Annotated in this window: 6 protein-coding genes; 3 read left to right on the top strand and 3 right to left on the bottom strand. The window is 67.4% G+C overall.

The genetic code is table 11. The features are described from left to right. Positions 1 to 284: 284 nt before the first annotated feature. Both ACLJQ7_RS38595 and ACLJQ7_RS38590 read right to left on the bottom strand, forming a co-directional pair. Positions 285 to 9,563, bottom strand: a complete 9,279-nt coding sequence (locus ACLJQ7_RS38595; RefSeq protein WP_410653136.1) for a LamG-like jellyroll fold domain-containing protein — start codon at positions 9,561 to 9,563, stop codon at positions 285 to 287. A gap of 154 nt (positions 9,564 to 9,717) precedes the next feature. Continuing rightward, positions 9,718 to 11,658, bottom strand: coding sequence for a tachylectin-related carbohydrate-binding protein (locus tag ACLJQ7_RS38590; RefSeq protein ID WP_410653135.1), 1,941 nt, complete (start codon positions 11,656 to 11,658; stop codon positions 9,718 to 9,720). Positions 11,659 to 12,187: 529 nt separating this feature from the next. On the opposite strand from ACLJQ7_RS38590, the gene metH reads away from it, so the two are divergent. Further along, a complete protein-coding gene (gene metH / locus ACLJQ7_RS38585) occupies positions 12,188 to 15,796 on the top strand; it encodes a methionine synthase (RefSeq protein ID WP_410653134.1) in 3,609 nt (1,202 codons plus the stop codon). A 12-nt stretch (positions 15,797 to 15,808) separates the two neighbouring features. Further along, positions 15,809 to 17,245, top strand: a complete 1,437-nt coding sequence (locus ACLJQ7_RS38580) for a PLP-dependent aminotransferase family protein (protein ID WP_410653133.1) — start codon at positions 15,809 to 15,811, stop codon at positions 17,243 to 17,245. A 48-nt stretch (positions 17,246 to 17,293) separates the two neighbouring features. Here the strand turns inward: ACLJQ7_RS38580 and ACLJQ7_RS38575 are convergent, their stop codons facing one another. Then, positions 17,294 to 18,022, bottom strand: a complete 729-nt coding sequence (locus tag ACLJQ7_RS38575) for an alpha/beta fold hydrolase (RefSeq protein WP_410653132.1) — start codon at positions 18,020 to 18,022, stop codon at positions 17,294 to 17,296. Positions 18,023 to 18,070: 48 nt separating this feature from the next. Between ACLJQ7_RS38575 and ACLJQ7_RS38570 the strand changes: the two genes are divergently transcribed. Beyond that, a complete protein-coding gene (locus ACLJQ7_RS38570; RefSeq protein ID WP_410653131.1) occupies positions 18,071 to 19,321 on the top strand; it encodes a cytochrome P450 in 1,251 nt (416 codons plus the stop codon). Positions 19,322 to 19,328: the final 7 nt, after the last annotated feature.

Raw genomic sequence — 19,328 nt, 5'->3', positions numbered from 1 at the left:
CGGCAGGCCTCCCAGGCCCACGGAGCTCCCGGGCCTGGGAGAGCGAGGAAAAGTCCCCACCAGCCAGTTCGAGTTTCGCGACATGCGGCGGGTCGAGTAGATCGACAGATCGACCGTAGCGCCAGACACTGACGACTCGAAGCTCGACCGACGCCTCCGCATCGTCGCTCAATGTAGCCACGTCGAAAACATCTCCCGCAGAAATTGTCCCGTTCAGACACCGAACAACGCATGCCACTGTCCCGCCAAGGGCTGACTCGACACTCTCGACACTTACTCGAATTTCACTTCCCATAGCCGCGGGCCTCCTCAATGAACCGTCGGATCTGGGCAGGGCTGAGCTTCTGCGTAGTTGCGAGTATCTGCGACAGGTCCCCAATCCCAATACGGCCGGGTATTCCGAATCCCATTTCACCCAATATCGAACGAGCTACAGACGAAGGTATCTCAATACTTGCCCGCCTGGCGAATTCACCTGGACTCAGTTCCACACCCACTTCAAGTTCAGACGGTATGTAACCCTCATACGTGGCCACTCCGGCCAAATCACCTGGCAAAGCGATCTGTACCACGGCTTCTCCATAGTTCTCCGAGTGCGTCGCAAAAGTTGCCGCGACACCCGGATCCGTCGAAGTCGGAGTGATTCCGACACGTTGTGTGCCGTCGCTGCCACCGTAACCTTGCGTAGTCCCGCGGAAGACTGCCGGCCCACTGGCTTCATCAGGCTGAGTCGCGTCCGGTCCTTCGCAGGCGAACGCCGTCCGTGAGGTACCACCGTTGAAGTCGTCCCGGACGACCCCACCACCGCAGTTGTCCCAAGCCGACACCTGCGAAGGCAGAAGCGGCGAAGGGATCGGCGCGTCGACGTTCTGGACCACCGGGTTCTTCGCGTCCAGGACCTGCTTGAGGAAGATGTCGTAGATCGACACCAGGTCCTGGACGTTGTCGAGGACTCCGGCGACCACGTTGGCCGGCAGGTTCGGCGACGACGAGATCTGCGGCCCGCTCACCAGGGGGTTCTTTGCAGCGTCCGGGATCCGGTCGGCGACCCGCTCCGCCCTCTTCTTTTGGTCGATCCGCGCCTGGATGCCCGGCGGCGGCGGCGGAGGCGGAGGCGGAGGCGGAGGCGGAGGAGCGATCCTCTTCGGGGGCCGGGGACCAGGACCAGGGCCAAGACCAGGGCCGGGGCCGGGGTTGCTTCCGCTCCTCCAGGAAGGATTCCAAGCCCTGTCACTCCTGGTGTCCACCCAGTAGCCAAGGCGGCCGCTACCGGCATAGCAGTCCCGGAAACCGAAGCCGCACCCCGCTCGCCACGCCTCTCGAGTGGTCGTAGCACAACGATTGCCTGCCGCATCTCGGAACTCACAAGACGGTCCGGCGGCCGGGACATCCCAGAGGAAGTTGTAGGCATTGCCGATCCATCCGCCGAACCGGGAGCCGAACCGGGCCGCTCCCTTCCAGGGGTTGTATGCCGGCGGCGCTGCTACCGGAGCCGGAGCCGGGGGCGCGGGGGCGACCACACGGTGTCCGTCCGGGTCGATTCCATTGAGCGAACTGGCGTTCCCGTACGTATAGCGGTTCGCTCCCACCGAGGGACTGACCGGCAGGGAAATACTGTCCCGTGCGTTGAAGGTCCCCGAACCCGGTGAGTACCACCGCGCCCCCATGTCGACCGAACCGGTGCTCGGATCCGTGTAGTCCGACTGGAAACCCAGCGCGCTCGAGACACCGTTGGACGCGGTCTTCCCGCCGAACGGGTCGAAGGTCGCCGAGCCGGTCAGGACTCCCGCGGACGCGTCGAGCATGCCGACGACGTCCGAGTGCTGGTCGGTCAGCGTGAGCTGCGCAGCACCGTCCGGAGAGCGCTGGGCCAGCACGCCGTCACCGGGCCCGACGGCGAAAGCCGACGAGCCGTCCGAAACCAGGTCGAGGCTCAGTCCGTCGTAGGAGAACGGCACACCGTTTCGCGACGAGGTGCGGTCGAGGCCGTCGTATTCGTAACTGACACCACCCTGCTTGACCGCACGATCGAAGCCGTCGAATCCGGATTGGACGGTTCCGGCCGGGCCGGTTCGTGAGACCAGAGTTCCCCGGGGGCTCCACGAGAAGCCTTCGGCGCCCTGGGCCAGCTGCCGGTTCCGCTCGTCGAAAGTCGACGTCTGCTCTCCGGCCTTGATCCTGTTGCCCGAGTCGTCCCAGCCGTAGCCGACGGTCTGGCCGCCGGCGGTCCACGACTTCAGCCGGCCGGCGTGGTCGTAGGCGTAGGCGTTGTCCGCGGCGCCCGCGAAACCGACCGTCTTCTTGGCGGTCAGCCGGTCGTTGAGGTCGTAGCCATAGGTCAGCGACGCCACGGATTTACCGTCCGCGCCCTTCAGCTCATCCTTGGACTGACGGCCGAAATCGTCATAACCGTACGTCCGCACGCGTCCCGAGCCGTAGTCGAGGCTCGCCACCTTCCCCGCGTCGTCGTAGCCGATCGTCTGTTTGACGCCGGTCAGACCGTCCTGCTGGGTGTCGAGCCGCCCCTTCGAGTAGGTGAAGGCCGCAGTTCCGGCGCCATCGACCCGATTAGTCAGCCGTCCGCTGTCGTCGAAGCCATACTTCGAGGTGCCGGTCGTCGGACCGGTGCTGGTGAGCAGGCCACCACGATCGTTGTAGGTGAACGTCTTCTCTCCGCCGGGCGTGTCGACGCCCAGCAACCTTCCTGCCAGGTCGAACCGCTGCTTGCGTTCCGTCGTCGCTTGTTCGGCACCTGTCGCGGTCTCGGACCTCAAGCGGCCGAGGGTGTCGAACACGGGCCGCCGGACGACATCGCCTGGTGCCCGGACCGAGGCTGGCCTGCCGCCGAGGTCGTACGCCGTCGTCCACGTACGATCCGTCGCCGCGGGATGCGCCTGTGTCGCGGGCTCGATGACCGATTCCGGTAATTTCAGCGAGTTGTACGTCTGGTAGGTCGCGTTGCCCCGGCCGTCCGTGACCCGCGTCCTGTTCCCGGCCGCGTCGTACCCGAAGCTCGTCGTAATGGCCGCCGATTCGGAGACCGGCTCCTGCTGCTTGACGAGCAGCCCACGGCTGTCGTACTCGAAACGGGTCGTGCGGCCGAGAGCGTCGGACGCGGACACCTTGTTGCCGTCAGCGTCGTAAGCCGCCGCCGTCTTGCGCAGGATCCGCTCTTCCGGCGAAAGGCTGTAGACACCGGTCGCCCGGCCTGCCTGGTCGTAGCTGACGTACTCGGTACGGCCGTGCCCGTCGGACTCCCGGACCTGTCGCCCAGCGAGGTCGTAACCGTATCGCGAGACCACTCCTGCCGGGTCGGTCGCCTTGACCCGCTGACCGAGCACGTCGTACTCGTAGGCGGTGAGCTCGCCGGTCGGAGCGGTTTTCGACCGGAGGTTGCCGGAGTCGTCGTAACGCAGCTTCGTGACGAAAGCGGCGGGGTCGGGACGGCGTTCCAAGCGCGTCGCCGTGACCTGACGGCCGAGATCGTCGTAGGTCGCCTCGACTCGCGACAGCGTGGGGTCGGTCGTCGAGAGCATTTCCCCTTCGGTCGTGTAGCCGTACTTCCAGACACCGCCGGGGCGATCGCCCGCCTCGGGGTCCGGGTCGATCCGCTCCACCGGCCGGTTCAGCTGGTCATAGCGGTATCGGGTGACGGCGCCGAGAGGATCGGTCTGCGCCAAAAGATTGCCCAAGGCGTCGTACTGCCGTTTCGAGACCGCCTTCGCCGCGACGGAGTCTCCCGGTTTGCGGTACTCCGCAGACGTCGCCTGGATCAAACGCCCGAGCCGGTCGTACGACTTCGTCTCGACAGTGCCGTTTGGATCCCGGGTCTCGGTCACCTCGCCGAAGGTGTTGTAGCCCGACGTACTCTGCGGACGCGTCGCGGCGGCCGTGGAACCTGCGGTCTCCGCGGAAACGGGTGCGAGTGTGGTGACGGACAACCGCCCCAGCTTGTCGTAGGCGAGATTGGTGGTGAACCCGGCCGCGTTCGCGCCAGAGACGTTCCCTCGCGGCGCCGTGATCGAGGTGGCCGATCCTCGCTGGTCGTAGGCGACGGTGGTGGTGAGCTTCTCCGTCAGGCTCTTCGTCACCGATGTGCTGGTCTGGCGGCCCGCCACGTCGTAACGGAACTCGGCCGTCTCCTGGTTCCCCAGGTCCAGTCGCGTGCTGTTCGAACTCTGTCCGGTGTGGACGACCTTTTCGACGTCGCCACCCGATCCGTAGGTCCAGGCGGTCCGGTTGGCGAGGCCGTTCGGGTCGGCCGTCTCGGCGACGCCTCTTCCCGCGGCGTCGTATTCGTACGTGGTGACCCGGCCGCCGGGTTCCACGAGCTTGGTCTTCTGTCCCGCGGCGTCGTAAGTGAACTCCCGCAGGGTGACGTCACGCTTGGGCGCGCTGGGGTTGAACGGATCGCTCACGTTGTGCGCGATCACCTTCCAGGGCTTCCCGTCGCCGAAGTACTGGTAACGGGTCGTGCGGCCCATCGAGTCGGTCTCGCGGACTCTCCGCCCGGCCAGGTCGTAGCCGTAAGAGGCGAGGACCAGAGTGGGCGACGAGGACGTGTCACCGTCCCCGTCGGTGTCGCCGCCTTCGCCGGCGGGATCGGTCGCCTGCCCGTGCCAGGACCGCAACCGGACCTCCGCGAGGGCGTTACGCGCCGTGTACCCGTATTCGTACTTGTTTCCTGCGGGGTCGACCGTCCACATCTTGTTGCCGAAGTGGTCGTAACCGAAGTGGGTCGTCTCACCCTCAGCGTCGGTCACCTGGTTCTGCCGGCCGAAGGCGTCGTAGCCGAAGGTCGTGACGCGGCTGGGATCCCCGCCGGTCAGGTCCTTGGTCTCCGTGCGGATGACACTGCCGTCGGCGTCATAGGCGGTCAGCGTCTGCGCAGTGTGCGTCACACCGGTGATCGGATTCGTCACCCCCGGACCGGTCGCGGAGATCGGCTTCGAACGTGCGTCGTAGGCGTACGTGGTCGTCGATCCACTCGGATTCGCGTCGCTGACCACGGTTTCGGTCTTCTTGCGACCGAGGACGTCGTAGGTGTAGGACGTGCTCAGCCCGGCGGGATCGACGATCTTCGCGAGATCACCGTTGCGGAAATACGAGTAGGCCGTCACTCCACCACGCGGATCCGTGGTCTTGAGCAGCGAACCGGCGGGAACGTTGCCGCCGCCCACCGCCGCCTCGGACCCGTTCGCGTATTCGTGCCGCGTGACCTGCCCGGCGGCGTTGGTTTCGGTTGTCAGCAAGCCACGCACACCCAGATCCGTGTACGCGTAGTTCGTCGCGAAGGTCGCATCCGAACCATTCGCGGAACGCGCGTCCCTGGAGGTCAGGATCTTGTCGTTGCGCGGGTCCGTGACGTCCGCCGAGTTCAAGTAGTAGCTGTAGTAGGCGGTCTGGCAGTCCCCAGGCGCCACCCGGCAGGTCTTTCTCGAGACGACGTTGCCACGCTCGTCATTGGTGAGCACCAGGACGTTGCCGAGCTCGTCACCGATGGTGGTCTGGAATCCCTTTTCGTCGTAGTCGTAGGTGCGAACCCCTTGACCGTTGACAGGCCCACCGACCCAGGTTCCGTCACCGCCTACCGGTCCACCGCAATACGAGGGGTCACCCGGTGTCGGCGGCGCGCTCGGATCACAGGGAACCAGGTCCGGCGGCACCGGCTTTCCGCCGGAATCCCGCTTGTCCTCCTGCCGGAGCCCTTGGCCAAGGGGGGCGACGTACCGCAGGATGCGGCCACGAACCGGGTCGTAGTCGTAGAAGTGCAGCCGGTTCGCCGGATCCGCCACCTGAGTGGTGCGGATCAGGTTGGTCTCCGTCCCGGTGACGATGGGACGGCCGAGGCGCCAGCGTCCGCCGTCCCGGTCGACGACCTCGGAGAGCCGGTCCGCCGCGGCGTCGTAGCTCAGCTGGGCGGCCACCCGGCCCGTGGGCAAAGTGATCTTGGAGAGGTAGCTCGCACTCGTACGCGCTTGGTAGTGGGCCGCGGCGGTCGTCGGCCCGACCGGGTACTCGTAGAAGGCGACTTCGTCGATCTGGCCGGAGAAAAAGCGGCGTGCGTCGGCGCCCCAGGCCGGCCAGGCGGACGGCGGAACCGTGTACGCCGCGCCGATCTGGTTGTAGACGACGTCGTCGTGCGAGATCTCGCCTTGGACCGATCCGGCCTTCTGCCCGTCGAGGTACAGGGTCTGGGTGGCGAGTGAGCCGGAGAGCACGACGTGGTGCCAACGATCGTCGTTCACCACCGCGGCCGAGGTGATCGGCGCGGTCGCGCCGTTCCAGAACTGACCGCGCAGCTTCCCGTCGGTGCCGACGTAAAGCACCGGCACGGCACCGGACGGCGTGCCGCTGATCGGCGCCTTCTGGTACCCGAAGAGCGGGCCACCCGTCGTGGTCTTGAACCACAGTTCGACCGCGAGATCACGGTTCTTGCGGACCATCCCGTCCGGCAGCGTGACGACGGAGGACGTTCCGTTGAACGAAGCCGCCGTGTTCGCCCCGTCGGTCAGCGGACCCGGCTGACCGAGGACGACGTCCTTGTAGGTTCCGTTGTCCTTGCCGAGCTTGAGCCCGTTCTCGCTGGCCGCGGTGGTACCCGCGGACTCTCCCAGCCGCCAGTACGACGACGGCCGCGAGTCCACGACCGAACTGCGGTAGTGGGAACCCGCCGTGTAGTCGTAACCGGTACAGCCGCCGTCGGGGTCACAGACCTTGGTGAGCCGATCGCCGTCGTAAGTGTAGTTCCAGGTGAGCTGCTTGCCGTCGACCGGATCGGTGCTGACCGACGTGACATGGTTTCCGGTCCACTTGAAGTACAGGATCCGGTCGCTCGTGCGGCTGATCGCCCGCCGAAGTTGTTCGGGTGTCCCGTAATCGAGCTCGATGTGGTTGCCGGCGTGGTCGTAGATCTCGATGAGCCTGCCGTCCGGCCTGAACCGGTACAACGTCGCCGACTTGTCGGTCAACACCCAGCCGCCACCAGCGGCTTCGACCTCGATACGGAAGTTCGCCTGCCGTCCGGGCGGCGGCGCGAACGTACCGTCGTGGTTCCGTCCGAACCTGACCTGCTGGCCGTCCGGATAGGTTACGACCACGTTTCCGGAGCCGTCGCCGTCAGGGACGACCTTCATGTCGTACCGCGTCGACCAGCCTGCGCCGAAGAGCAGATCCTTGCGGGGATCGAGGCTGTTGTGGGTCCGTCCGACGGTCAGCTCCGGTCCCTTCACCTGCAGGGACGCGTCGATGGCACTGGTGAAGTAGTTCCCGGTCTGTGGATCGAAGTCACGCTGAGCACCGCTGTAGGGCGCGTTGGACAAATGCGAGGTGATCTCCGGCTGCGGCACCGCCGTCAGCAGGTGGCTCGGCGGAAGCTTCTGACTCTCGGAGTTCCCGTCGAAGGCGAAGGCCCGCCACTGATAGTCCATGCTCCACCGCAGCCCACCGACCGGGACCGTCCAGGTCCGCTTCGTCACGTAGCCCGAGTCCACACAGGACACACCGGTGAGCGTGCCGTCGGGTTTCGGCACGTACTTTTCGCATACCTCGAAGCGATACTTCAACGTCGACGAGACCGGAGCGTCGACATCGACGGCGTCGACCCACAGCTGCGGAGTCAAAGTCTGCGCCGAGAACCCGTTGGGCGGGTATTGCGCCTTCACAATCGGCGGTACGTCGAAGACGGTCATCGCCAGGCGGGTCGGCGGGATCTGTTCGTCCGTGAACCAGGAACCACCACGACGCAGCATGCTGAAGTCGAAGAAGTAGTCACCGACGTCGATCGCCTTGATCGTCGCGTCGAGAGTCACCGAATCGCCACGGGGGACATCGCGGGGTAGCGAAGCCGCTTCGATGGCGCCGACCGGAGCGCCTGCCTTGGTGAACACGCGATAGCCGAGCGCGAAGTTCGCGGCGGTCCAGGTGTCGGCGCCCCGGTTGGTGACGGTGATCTTGACCTTGCCGCTCTGCAGACGCGTGACCGGCGGTTCGGGCACTCCGCGATCGACCCGGTATTCGGCGTCGTAGGCGGAGTGGGTGACGAACAGGCGGGGCGGATTGGCGGTGCGGTTACCCGTGAACTTCTTCCATCCGAAGCGATCCGTCTCCGACGCGCGCACTGTCAGGCCGTAGTTGGGCTGCGCACCCGTGACCCATCGCTGCACCAGATCGCGTCCCGCCACGCCGAGTGGGATCAGCTCGGTCGCGGACGGACAGCTCGAAGCGTGCTGATAAAGACCGATATACCCATGCGCGAAAGACTCCTGCGCGAGAGCAGCGCCATATGCGGGGCCCGGGAACGCGCTCGATGTGTTCCAGGGTGCGATGACGTCGTGCACAGTGACCGGCCTCGGCTGGCAAGACCACGACCAGCTGCTCTTGAGCGTCAGCTGCGCGCCGAGGATCTTGTGGTTGCGCAGACGGTTCTCCACCCCGCCGAACGACAGGTAGCTGGCGGCCTTGGAGGAGCCGTTGGTGCCGACCCTGAGCTCTGTCCCGCCATCGATCCTCGAACCGCTCTGGAAGACCGCGCCACCGTCCGATACCGTCGTGTCGACGCTGGGGTCGACCTCGACCGGGAACTTGCGCGCCGGATCCCGGAGCCAGGCGGTGTCGAGCTCCACTCGCAGCACTGTCGCGCCATCGCGTTCCAGCAGCCGATAGGTGACACCTTCGGATCGTGTCTGTTCGCCGGTCTCGGGGTCGGTCCGGGCATCGACCATGAAGCCGGCCGGAATCCGCGCCCGTTCCCGACCCTCCGCGTCGAGCAACACGACGTCCCCACCCGCCATCGACGCTCGAAGACCCTTGAGACGCAAGGGAAATTCCCAGCTCGTCGGCGCGTTGACCGATTTGAGGACCAGGGTTTCCTTGACACCACCGAAAACGACGTCGAATCTGACGTCCGATTCGGGTCGCACCGATGGGTAGGTGACCCGGCTGCCTGACACGGCGCCACCCTGGCGCGCGGCGTCGGAGAGGCCGAAGCCGAAGTGGTGTTCATCGTCGATGCGAACATCGACCAAACCCTCCGCCGATGCCGCCGAAGCGAAGTTCAGCGCCACGCTGTCTCCACCGTTGCGCCAGCCTTCGTTCCGCTCGCGCGGGACGAGCGCCGTGTCGATCGTTCGGTAGGTGCCGTCCGGCGCACGGTAGTTGATCGCCTCGTCACCGAACTCCGTGGTCAGCGTGCCGTCGGCGTTGGCGAACGTACGATCCGTCGCCGTCCGGCGGTCCGGCAGCTCCCTGCTGGTCTTCTCGTCGAAACCCCGGACCTCCGCGGTGACCGGTTCGACCTTGACCGCGTTTTCCCGGACGTTCTCCGTACCGGCTGAGATCGGCGGGTACTTCGCCTGCAACGACTCCGCTCCCGCGACATTGGCCGGACCACCGGTCTCCGGCTCACCGGACGTCGCGTCCCCCTGGGCTTGCCGTGGCGACATCGCCATCGCCTGCTGGAGCAACTCGACGTCGGAAAGGCCGGACGCCCCGTACCGCGTGGCGGGCCCGAGCAATCCGGCCATGAGCGCGACGGCGAGGCCCAGCAAGCCGATCCTGCTCAACAAACCGGTTCCCCGTGAGCTGTGCCGGTGCGCATAAGACATGGGTAGACCCGTCCTCGTGAAGTGAAGTCACTGCAGGCATGGAAAGGAGGCGAATTCGCCCGGAGGCGGCCGGAAATTTCTCCGGCCGCATCCGGGCCTCATCGCCGGGGCGTCAGAACGACGGTTTCGGCAGCGGTCCGCCACGGTAGGTCGTGCCGTCCGAAGCCGGCGCCGACCGCATCGCCGCAGCCGGCGCCGGAGTGGGCGAATAGGCGTAGGTGACGCCGTCGATGTCCCGGAACGTCACGACCACCCCGCCCCCTGAAACACTCGTGACGGCCGGGTCGGTGGCCGACTGATAAGCCGCACCGGTCCGGGAGTCGATCAGCTGACGCCAGGCCTTGTAGCTCGTGCTGCCAGGCGCACTCTGCTCGGTCGTATAGACGTAGCCGTCGTTGGCCCGAACAGCGACGTGCACGATGCCACCCGAATCCACCGTCACAGCGGGCGGTCCAGCGGCGACGAGGCCTGTCAGAGGGACCCAGGCACCCGAGAATCCGTCGGCCTTCTCGCGCTGGGTGACCACCGCTCCGTCGGCCCGGGTCACGAAGGCTTCGAGCGAGTTGTCCGGGTTCGGGGCCCCGGCGAGCTTTCCAGTCCCCCCGCTGCCCGTCACAGCGGTCCAAGCGCTGAGCGCGCCGTTCGCGTAAGTGGCCTTGGTGTAAGCGCCGGCAGTCGTCCTCGCGACGAGGTCGATACCGTCGCCCTGCACCACGGCGGTGAGATCGCCGGCGAGCCCGGATGACGGGAGCATCCGCCACGGCAAGTATTGCTTGCTTCCCCCATCCTGGGGCCGTACCCAGAGCCGGCCAAGGCCGTCGATCATGAACGCGGCGCCGAGACCCGCCCGCTGAACGAGCGAAGCGGCATCCGGCGTCCAGCCGCCGAACCCGGAAACGGCAGGCCAGGTCGTGGTGCCCGTGGCCAGAGTGCTGGTGCGGCTTTCACTGTCCTGCCCGAGTGCGACGACGCGCAGGCTGTCGTCGGCAAGCCGGACCGCGGAAGGTGTCCCGGTATACGCCTGATGTCCGGGCACGACGGTGAACTCGACCACGGTGACGTCGTCGGAACGCTGGCGGCCATGGATCAGTCTGCCGAATCCGTCCACGTAGAAGTGCTGAAGCCTGCCACCCGCTCCTTCCAGCACGGTGCTGGGCGCGTTCGTCCGCAGTGGTACAGCCGGGCGGGTGGGCACCCCCGTGTTGACGAGCTTGCACTCGTCGGTCGTGACGGAGAGCTGCCAGTCCGCGCCGATGGTGCCGATGACCGTCGGGCCAGGAGCCCAGGTGCCATCTCCGAGGTAGCGATACCACTTGATCTGGCCGTTGTTCTTGTCGAGCGTGTAGAGGACGTCGCCGCCCGCGGACGCCATCTGGGCGAAGTTCTGCCAGCCACCGGCGCCGATGAGCTTCGCGTACTCGAGCCAGCGCTGGCTGTTCGCGTCGTAATGGAAGCGATGAAGGTCCCCACCGGGTGTGCGCGCGTAGAAGACACCAGCACCGGCCCCGACGATCATGTCGTACCGGGAGGTCGCCCAACCGGTGTCGATCAGCCGGTCGGTCCACACTTTGGTGGTCTCGTCGTAGCGGAGCCAGGCCAGGATGCCGTCGTGCGACCAGTAGAAGTCGCCCAGCGAATCGACGGTGATCCTGTTGCGCTGAGCGGGGTGAGTCACGCCTCGCCAGTTGGTGGCGATGATCTGCCCCGCCCCGCCGTTCTCCCAGCCGGTCGCCAGCCGCCGCTGCCGCAGGACGTCACCGTTGTCATTGATCAAGTACATACGGCCGTCCGGGCCGGCCAGGGTCTTTCCCGCCCAGGTATTGCCGATCGTCGTGTTGCCGGTCCACGACCTGGCGCCGGTCTCGGGCTCGTTGTGCCGGTCGAGCTGCAGCACCGTGTCGGGTTTCGTGTAGAAGACACCCGCGTTCGCCCGGCAGGTGATCGTCTCGGCGGCCGCGACCTGCGTTCCAGCCGCCGCGGCCACACCACTGAGCACGATGGTGAAGGCGGAGCAAAGAACCGCAGCTCTCCGGATGGACCGTCTCTGGCGCATGGAAATCCTTTTCGTAATGGTGAAGGTAATTCGGACAGCGTCACCGCGCTCCACCACGAAGACGTGGTGGAGCTGCGAGATCTTGGATGCAGCGTGAAGACGTGGCGTCAACGAAACGCCGACCGGACCAGCGAACGTGCCTGCTCCCGAACGATCGGACGCAGTCCCCTCCCCAGCGCCGGCCTCCGATTTCGGCGGGGCTCACCCTCCCGCGAGCCGTCCGATGATCACATCGGCACGCTCCGGCGCCCGTTACCGATTTTCTTACGATTCGGCTGTCTGGCCTACGTCCGACCGCCGGCGATAGTGGTCACGGCCACGCTGTGCCCCAGTCATCGCCGCGTCTCACAGTGCGGGAAGCCGAACCCGCGTTGGCCAGCGGGTGAGCAATTCAGGCGAAGTGCGCTTGTCCTGATCCGGTAGTCTGGACGCCAAGGTCGAGAGGCGCTGCAACGGACCGCCGGGTCCGCCACGCTCGGCCCCGGACATCACCGCAAGGGCGCCTCCCACGACATGGGAGGAGCGCTGGATGGAAACGACCGCCCTGCGAAAGCTGCTGGATGAGCGCATCGTCGTGCTCGACGGAGCCTGGGGGTCGATGCTCCAGAACGCCGGCCTCGAGCCGGAGGATTATCGCACCGAGCGGTTCCAGGACCATCCCCGTGACATCACCGGCGACCCCGACCTGCTGAACATCACGAGGCCGGACGTCGTACTCGACATCCACCGCCAGTATCTGGACGCCGGCGCGGACATCACGACCACGAACACGTTCACCGCCACCACCATCGGCCAGGCGGACTACGGGCTCGAGCACCTCGCGTACGAGATGAACCTTCGCGGCGCCCAGATCGCCCGCGAGGCGGCGGACGCGGCGGGCGGGAAGTTCGTCGCCGGGTCGGTCGGGCCGCTGAACGTCACGTTGTCGTTGTCGCCCAAGGTCGAGGATCCGGCGTTCCGCGCGGTCACCTTCGACGAGGTGTACGCCGCGTACGCCGACCAGATCAAGGCACTCGCCGAGGGCGGCGTGGACCTGCTGCTCATCGAGACGATCTTCGACACGCTCAACTGCAAGGCCGCGATCGCCGCCGCCCGCGACGTCGCACCGCATCTGCCGCTGTGGATCTCGGTGACGATCGTCGACCTCAGTGGCCGGACGCTGTCCGGGCAGACGGTCGAGGCGTTCTGGAGCTCCATCGAGCACGCGGAACCACTGCTCGTCGGCGTCAACTGTTCGCTGGGCGCGGAGGAAATGCGCCCGCACATCGCCGAACTGTCGCACCTCGCGGGCACGTACACCGCCTGTCACCCCAACGCCGGCCTGCCGAACGCGTTCGGCGGGTACGACCAGACGCCCGAGGAGACCGGCGGGCTGCTCGGCGACTTCGCCACGGCCGGGATGGTCAACGTCGTCGGCGGCTGCTGCGGCACGACCCCCGCGCATATCAAGGAGATCGCCGACGCCGTCCGCGGGATGACCCCGCGGAACGTCCCGGCCCCGAAGCCGCACACCAGGTTCAGCGGGCTCGAGCCGTTCGAGATCGGCAAGGACACCGGGTTCGTCATGATCGGTGAGCGGACCAACGTCACCGGATCCGCCAAGTTCCGCAAGCTGATCGAGGCCGACGACCACCAGGCCGCCGTCGACGTCGCGCTGGAGCAGGTCCGCGGCGGGGCGAACCTGCTGGACGTCAACATGGACGCCGATCTGCTCGACAGCGAAAAGGCGATGACCACGTTCCTGAACCTCATCGCCACCGAACCCGAGGTCGCCCGGCTGCCGATCATGATCGACAGCTCGCGCTGGACGGTGCTCGAGGCCGGACTGAAGTGCGTGCAGGGCAAGGGAGTCGTCAACTCCATCAGCCTCAAGGAAGGCGAGGAGCAGTTCCTCCAGCAGGCCCGGCGCATCCGCGACTACGGCGCGGGCGTGGTCGTGATGGCCTTCGACGAACAGGGCCAGGCCGACACCGCCGACCGGAAGGTCGAAATCTGCGGCCGCGCCTACGACCTCCTGACGCGGCAAGCCGGTTTCGTCGCCGAGGACATCATCTTCGACCCGAACGTGCTCGCGGTCGCGACCGGTATCTCCGAGCACAACGGCTACGCCAAGGCGTTCATCGACGCGCTGCCGCGGATCAAGGAACGCTGCCCCGGCGTGCACATCAGCGGCGGTATCTCGAACCTCTCCTTCTCCTTCCGCGGCAACAACGTCGTGCGCGAGGCGATGCACTCGGCCTTCCTGCTGCACGCGGTACGCGCCGGGCTGGACATGGGCATCGTCAACGCCGGGCAGCTCGCGGTCTACGAGGACATCCCCAAGGATCTGCTGGAGCTGGTCGAGGACGTGCTCTTCGACCGCCGCGCGGACGCCACCGACAGGCTGGTCACGTTCGCGGAAACGGTCAACGGCAAGGGAACCCAGCGCACGGTCGACCTGTCCTGGCGCGACAACACGGTCGAGGCACGGCTCAGCCACGCGCTGGTGCACGGCATCGTCGACTACATCGAAGAGGACACCGAGGAAGCGCGCCAGAAGCTGCCGAAGCCGCTGGAGGTGATCGAAGGCCCTCTGATGGACGGCATGAAGATCGTCGGCGACCTGTTCGGGGCCGGAAAGATGTTCCTGCCGCAGGTGGTCAAGAGCGCGCGCGTGATGAAGCGGTCGGTGGCCTACCTCGAGCCGTTCATGGAGGCCGAGAAGGAGAAGGCGCGCCTCGAAGGCCGGGTCGAAACCCGCCAGGGCAACGGGAAGGTCGTCCTGGCGACGGTCAAGGGCGACGTGCACGACATCGGCAAGAACATCGTCGGCGTCGTCCTGGGCTGCAACAACTACGAGGTGATCGACCTCGGCGTGATGGTCCCGGCTTCGGTCATCCTGGACACCGCGGTCTCCGAAGGCGCCGACGCGATCGGGCTTTCGGGCCTGATCACGCCGTCACTGGACGAGATGGTCAACGTCGCCGCCGAGATGGAGCGGCGCGGGCTGAAACTCCCGCTGCTGATCGGCGGCGCGACCACTTCGCGCCAGCACACCGCGGTCCGCATCGCGCCCGCGTACGAGCACACGACCGTGCACGTCCTCGACGCCTCCCGCGTCGTCGGCGTCGTCGGTGACCTGCTCGACGCCGACCGCGCCGAGATCCTCGACAAGAAGAACCGCGTGGACCAGGAAGAGCTGCGCGTCCAGCACGCGAACAAGCAGCGGACGCCGTTGCTGACGGTCGAGCAGGCGAGGGCCAACCCGGAGAAGGTCTCCTTCGACGACATCCCGACGCCCGCGTTCACCGGCGTCCGGTACGTCTCGCCGTCGCTCACCGAGCTGCGCGAGATGATCGACTGGACCTTCCTGTTCCTGGCCTGGGAGCTGAAGGGCAAGTACCCGGCGATCCTGAACAACCCGGTGGCCAGGGAGCTGTTCGACGACGCGAACACGCTGATGGACCAGATCATCGCCGAAGAGCGGTTCCAGGCGAAGGGCGCGTACGCGTTCTGGCCGGCGCACTCCGAGGGTGACGACATCATCCTGGAGGCGGGCGTCAAGTTCCCGATGCTGCGCCAGCAGACCAAGAAACCGCTGTCGCGGCCCAACCGCTGCCTGGCGGACTACATCGCCCCGGCCGGCGCGGGCGACCACCTCGGCGGCTTCGCGGTCACCATCCTCGGCGCCGAGGACTTCGCGGCCGAATTCGAGGCGAACCAGGACGACTACCGCGCCATCATGGTGAAGGCGCTCGCGGACCGGCTCGCCGAGGCGTTCGCCGAGTACCTCCACCTCAAGGCGCGGCGCGACTGGTTCGAGCCGGACGCCGATCCGAAGCTGGAGGACCTGCACGCCGAAAGGTTCCGCGGCATCCGCCCGGCGCTGGGCTACCCGGCCAGCCCGGATCACAGCGAGAAGCAGGAACTGTTCGAGCTGCTCGATTCCGACCGGCTCGGGATGGGGCTGACCGAGTCGTTCGCGATGACGCCGGCGGCGAGCGTCAGCGGGCTGATCTTCGCCCACCCCGATTCGCGGTACTTCACCGTCGGACGGCTTGGCAAGGACCAGGTCGAGGACTACGCCGTCCGCCGCGGCCTCGAACTGTCCACTATGGAGCAGTGGCTGCGGCCGAACCTCGCCTACGAGCCCGAATGACACAATGATCAGGTGACTGCCGAAGGCTCGGACTTCCTGCAGCTGGACATCGGGGACGCCCCGCCGGGGCGCCGGTCGGACTGGCTGGCGTCGCGGTTGCGGCACGCCATCTCCGACGGGCGCCTGCCGGTCGGCAGCAGGCTGCCCGCGACCAGGGCGCTGGCCGCGGACCTGCGGGTCTCCCGCGGTGTGGTCACCGAGGCCTACCAGCGGCTGGTCGAGGACGGTCATGTCGCCGGACGCGGCCGCGCGGGCACGGTGGTCGTCGCGGCACCGGCCCGGACGAAGGAGCAGACGACACCCGGTCCCCCGTCCGCGGGTACGATCTTCCAGCCCGCGCCCGGGATCGGCGTCTTCGACTCGCTCCGGTCGACCCCGGCGAGGATCGACCTGTCCCCCGGCGTGCCGGATCTGACGGCGTTCCCGCGAACGGCCTGGCTGCGCGCCGAACGCACCGTGCTCAACAACCTCTCGGCGGCGGACTTCGGCTACGGCGACCCGCGGGGCGCGCCCGCCTTGCGGCTCGCGATCGCGCACTGGATCGCCCGCACCCGGGGTATCACCGCCGACGCCGACGACGTGCTGATCGTCGCCGGTGTCGCGCAGGGCCTCGGCCTGCTGGCGCAGGTGCTGTGCGACAACGGGATCTCCGAGATCGCGGTCGAGGATCCGAGTTCGCTGGGCGCGCGGCAGCATCTGCATGACCGGCGGCTGGCGACGCCGCCGATCCGCGTCGACGACGACGGGGTCGACGTCGACGAGCTCGTGCGCAGTGGCGCGCCAGCCGTACTGCTCACTCCCGCGCACCAGTTTCCGACGGGTGTCGTGCTCGGCGGGGAACGCCGTCGCGAGCTCATGCGCTGGGCCGCGGACGGCGGGCTGATCATCGAGGACGACTACGACGCCGAGCATCGCTACGACCGCCCACCGGTCCCCGCGCTGCGCTCGATGCTCGCCGAACAGGTCTGTTACGCGGGCAGTGTGTCGAAGTGGCTCGCGCCCGCGCTCCGGGTGGGCTGGATGCTGGTGCCGACGCGGTACCGGGACGAGGTGGTGGCGGCCAAGCGGTTCGCCGACCTGGGCAACGCCGTCCTCCCGCAGCTGGTGCTCGCGCATCTGATGGAGTCCGGCGAGATGGAGCGGCAGCTGCGGTTCGTGCGCAAGCGGCATCGCCGCCGCCGGGACGCGATGATCGACGCGCTCCGGACGCATCTCCCGGACGCCGTGGTGCACGGCGCCGCCGCCGGGCTGCACCTGACGATCACCTTCGACGCGGAGTTCTCCGATCTCCACTTCGCCGCCGCCGCGCTGGAGCAGGGCGTGAAGGTGCAGCCGCTGTCGTGGCACTGCCAGCGGCCGATGAACCCGGGGCTCGTCCTCGGTTACGGGGCGAGCCCGGCGAGCGACATCGCCGAGGGAATCGCCGTCCTCGGCAGGCTCCGGCGCTAGGCGCAGTTCGTCCTCTGAATGCGGTGGTTCGATGGCGAACTACCGCATTCAGAGGACGAACTGCCGGGGGAAGGGCAGGAGCGCGGACGGGTCTTCGACGTGGGCGTTGTGGCCCAGTCCGGGGAACTCGACGGCGAACGGGCTGAGCGCGCGAAGCTGCTCGGGACGGCTCATGGGATCGTGCTCGCCTGCCGCGAGGACGACCGGGCAGCGCGCCGCGCCGAGCAGTCCGCGCATGTCGGGAGCGCCGACGGCGAACGCGCGGGGGTCCAGCGCCAACCGCCAGCCACCTTCGGTTTCGACCACTCCGTCGGGATCCGCGCCGGTGAGGCCCGCCAGACCGGCGATCTTGAGAAAGCCGCGTTCGGCGTCTTCCCTGGCCGGGAACACTCGCGGCGGTTTCGCCGCCATGGCGGCCGCCCGCGAGAGGTCGGCCTCGCTCCATTCGACCTTGACGCCGACCGCGAGCAACCCGGCGACCTTCACCCCGAACCAGCCGGAGGCCAGCGCGAGCCCGACCACACCGCCCAGCGAATGGCCGACCACCAGTACCGGACCGCGTTCCGGGAGCGCGTCGGCGACCGCCGCGGCCAGTCCGCCGAACGAATAGTGGGGCAATCGGGGCGATCCCCCGTGACCAGGCAGGTCGGGCGCCAGCCAGCGATATCCCGGCTGCGCCATGAGGCCGTCCCAGACCGCTCCAGTCGCGCCGAGGCCGTGCAGCAGGAGCACGGCGGGGCCTTCGGTTCCGGCGGTGCGCATCTTCAGCGTTTCCACCGGACGGATCTTTCCGCAGTCCCCCTTCCGCGGGCTAGTCTCGACGCCGTGATCACCGATCCGGAGGTATACACCCGGGGCGTGCCGTACGAGCACCTCGCGTCACTGCGCCGGGGGTCACCGGTCGTACGCGTCGACGATTTCTGGGCCGTGCTGGGGCATTCGGACGTTAAGCACGTGCTGAAGAACCCGAAGCTCTTTTCGTCGCGGCTGGGCGGGACGCAGATCCGGGACCCGGCCACCGAGCAGGACCTCGGTTACGTCCGCCGGATGATGCTCAACATGGACCCGCCCGAGCACGCCCGGCTGCGAGGCCTGCTCACCAAGGCGTTCACGCCGCGTGCGGTCGCCAAGCTGACCGAGCGGATCCAGGGCTGGGCGCGGGATCTGATCGCCGGGGTCCGCGCGGACGGCGAGGGTGACTTCGCCGCGATCGCCGCCGATCTCCCGCTGCTGACGCTCGCCGAGGTCTTCGGGATCCCCGAACAGGACCGGCGGCTGATGTACGACTGGAGCAATCGCGTGATCGGCTATCAGGACGCCGACTACGCGGTGAGCGCGACCGTCGAGGCCGACGAGGTCACCGATCTCGCGCGGACGGCGCTGGCCGTCCGGCCGGTCCCGGGGCCGGACGGGTCGATGCCCGATCCGCGCACCCGCGCCGGAATGCCGGATCTGTACGCGTACGCCACCGCGCTCGGCGAGTACAAACGCCGGAACCCCGGCGACGATGTGATGAGCAACCTGATGAGTCACGTCGAAGACGGCGGGCGGGTGTCCATCGCGGAGTTCGAGAACCTGTTCTGGCTGTTTTCCGTGGCGGGCAACGAAACGTTGCGCAACGGCATCCCCGGCGGGATGCAGGCGCTGCTGTCGCATCCGGATCAGTACCGGCGGCTGCTCGCCGACCGTTCCCTGCTTCCCGGTGCGGTGGAAGAGATGTTGCGCTGGTGGTGTCCGGTCATGCACTTCCGCCGGACCGCGACCGAGGACGTCGTTCTGTCCGATGTGGACATCCGCGCCGGGGAAAAGGTGGTCGTCTGGTTCTCCGCCGCGAACCGCGACGAGACCGTTTTCGAGGATCCGGACCGCTTCGACATCGGCCGCGCTCCCAACGATCATCTGACCTTCGGGCACGGCCCGCATTTCTGCCTCGGCGCCCAGCTCGCCAGGGTGCAGCTGCGCGCGATGTTCGAAGCGGTCCTGGATCTGCTCGGCGAGGTGGAACCCGCCGGGGAACCGGTGCGGTTGCGGTCGAATTTCCAGAACGGGCTGAAATCGCTGCCGATCCGCTGGTAGCGACGAG

Origin of the sequence: Amycolatopsis sp. cmx-4-54 (assembly GCF_046548895.1) — a bacterium.
Classification (GTDB): domain Bacteria; phylum Actinomycetota; class Actinomycetes; order Mycobacteriales; family Pseudonocardiaceae; genus Amycolatopsis.
Note: the sequence above shows the minus strand (reverse complement) of the source record. Positions and strands in the feature narration are given on the sequence as shown.

What these genes read in the sequence shown, in the direction of transcription:
- ACLJQ7_RS38590 (WP_410653135.1), bottom strand. Translation starts at nt 11,658, where the DNA reads ATGCGCCAGAGACGGTCCATCCGGAGAGCTGCGGTTCTTTGCTCCGCC.
- metH (WP_410653134.1), top strand. Translation starts at nt 12,188, where the DNA reads ATGGAAACGACCGCCCTGCGAAAGCTGCTGGATGAGCGCATCGTCGTG.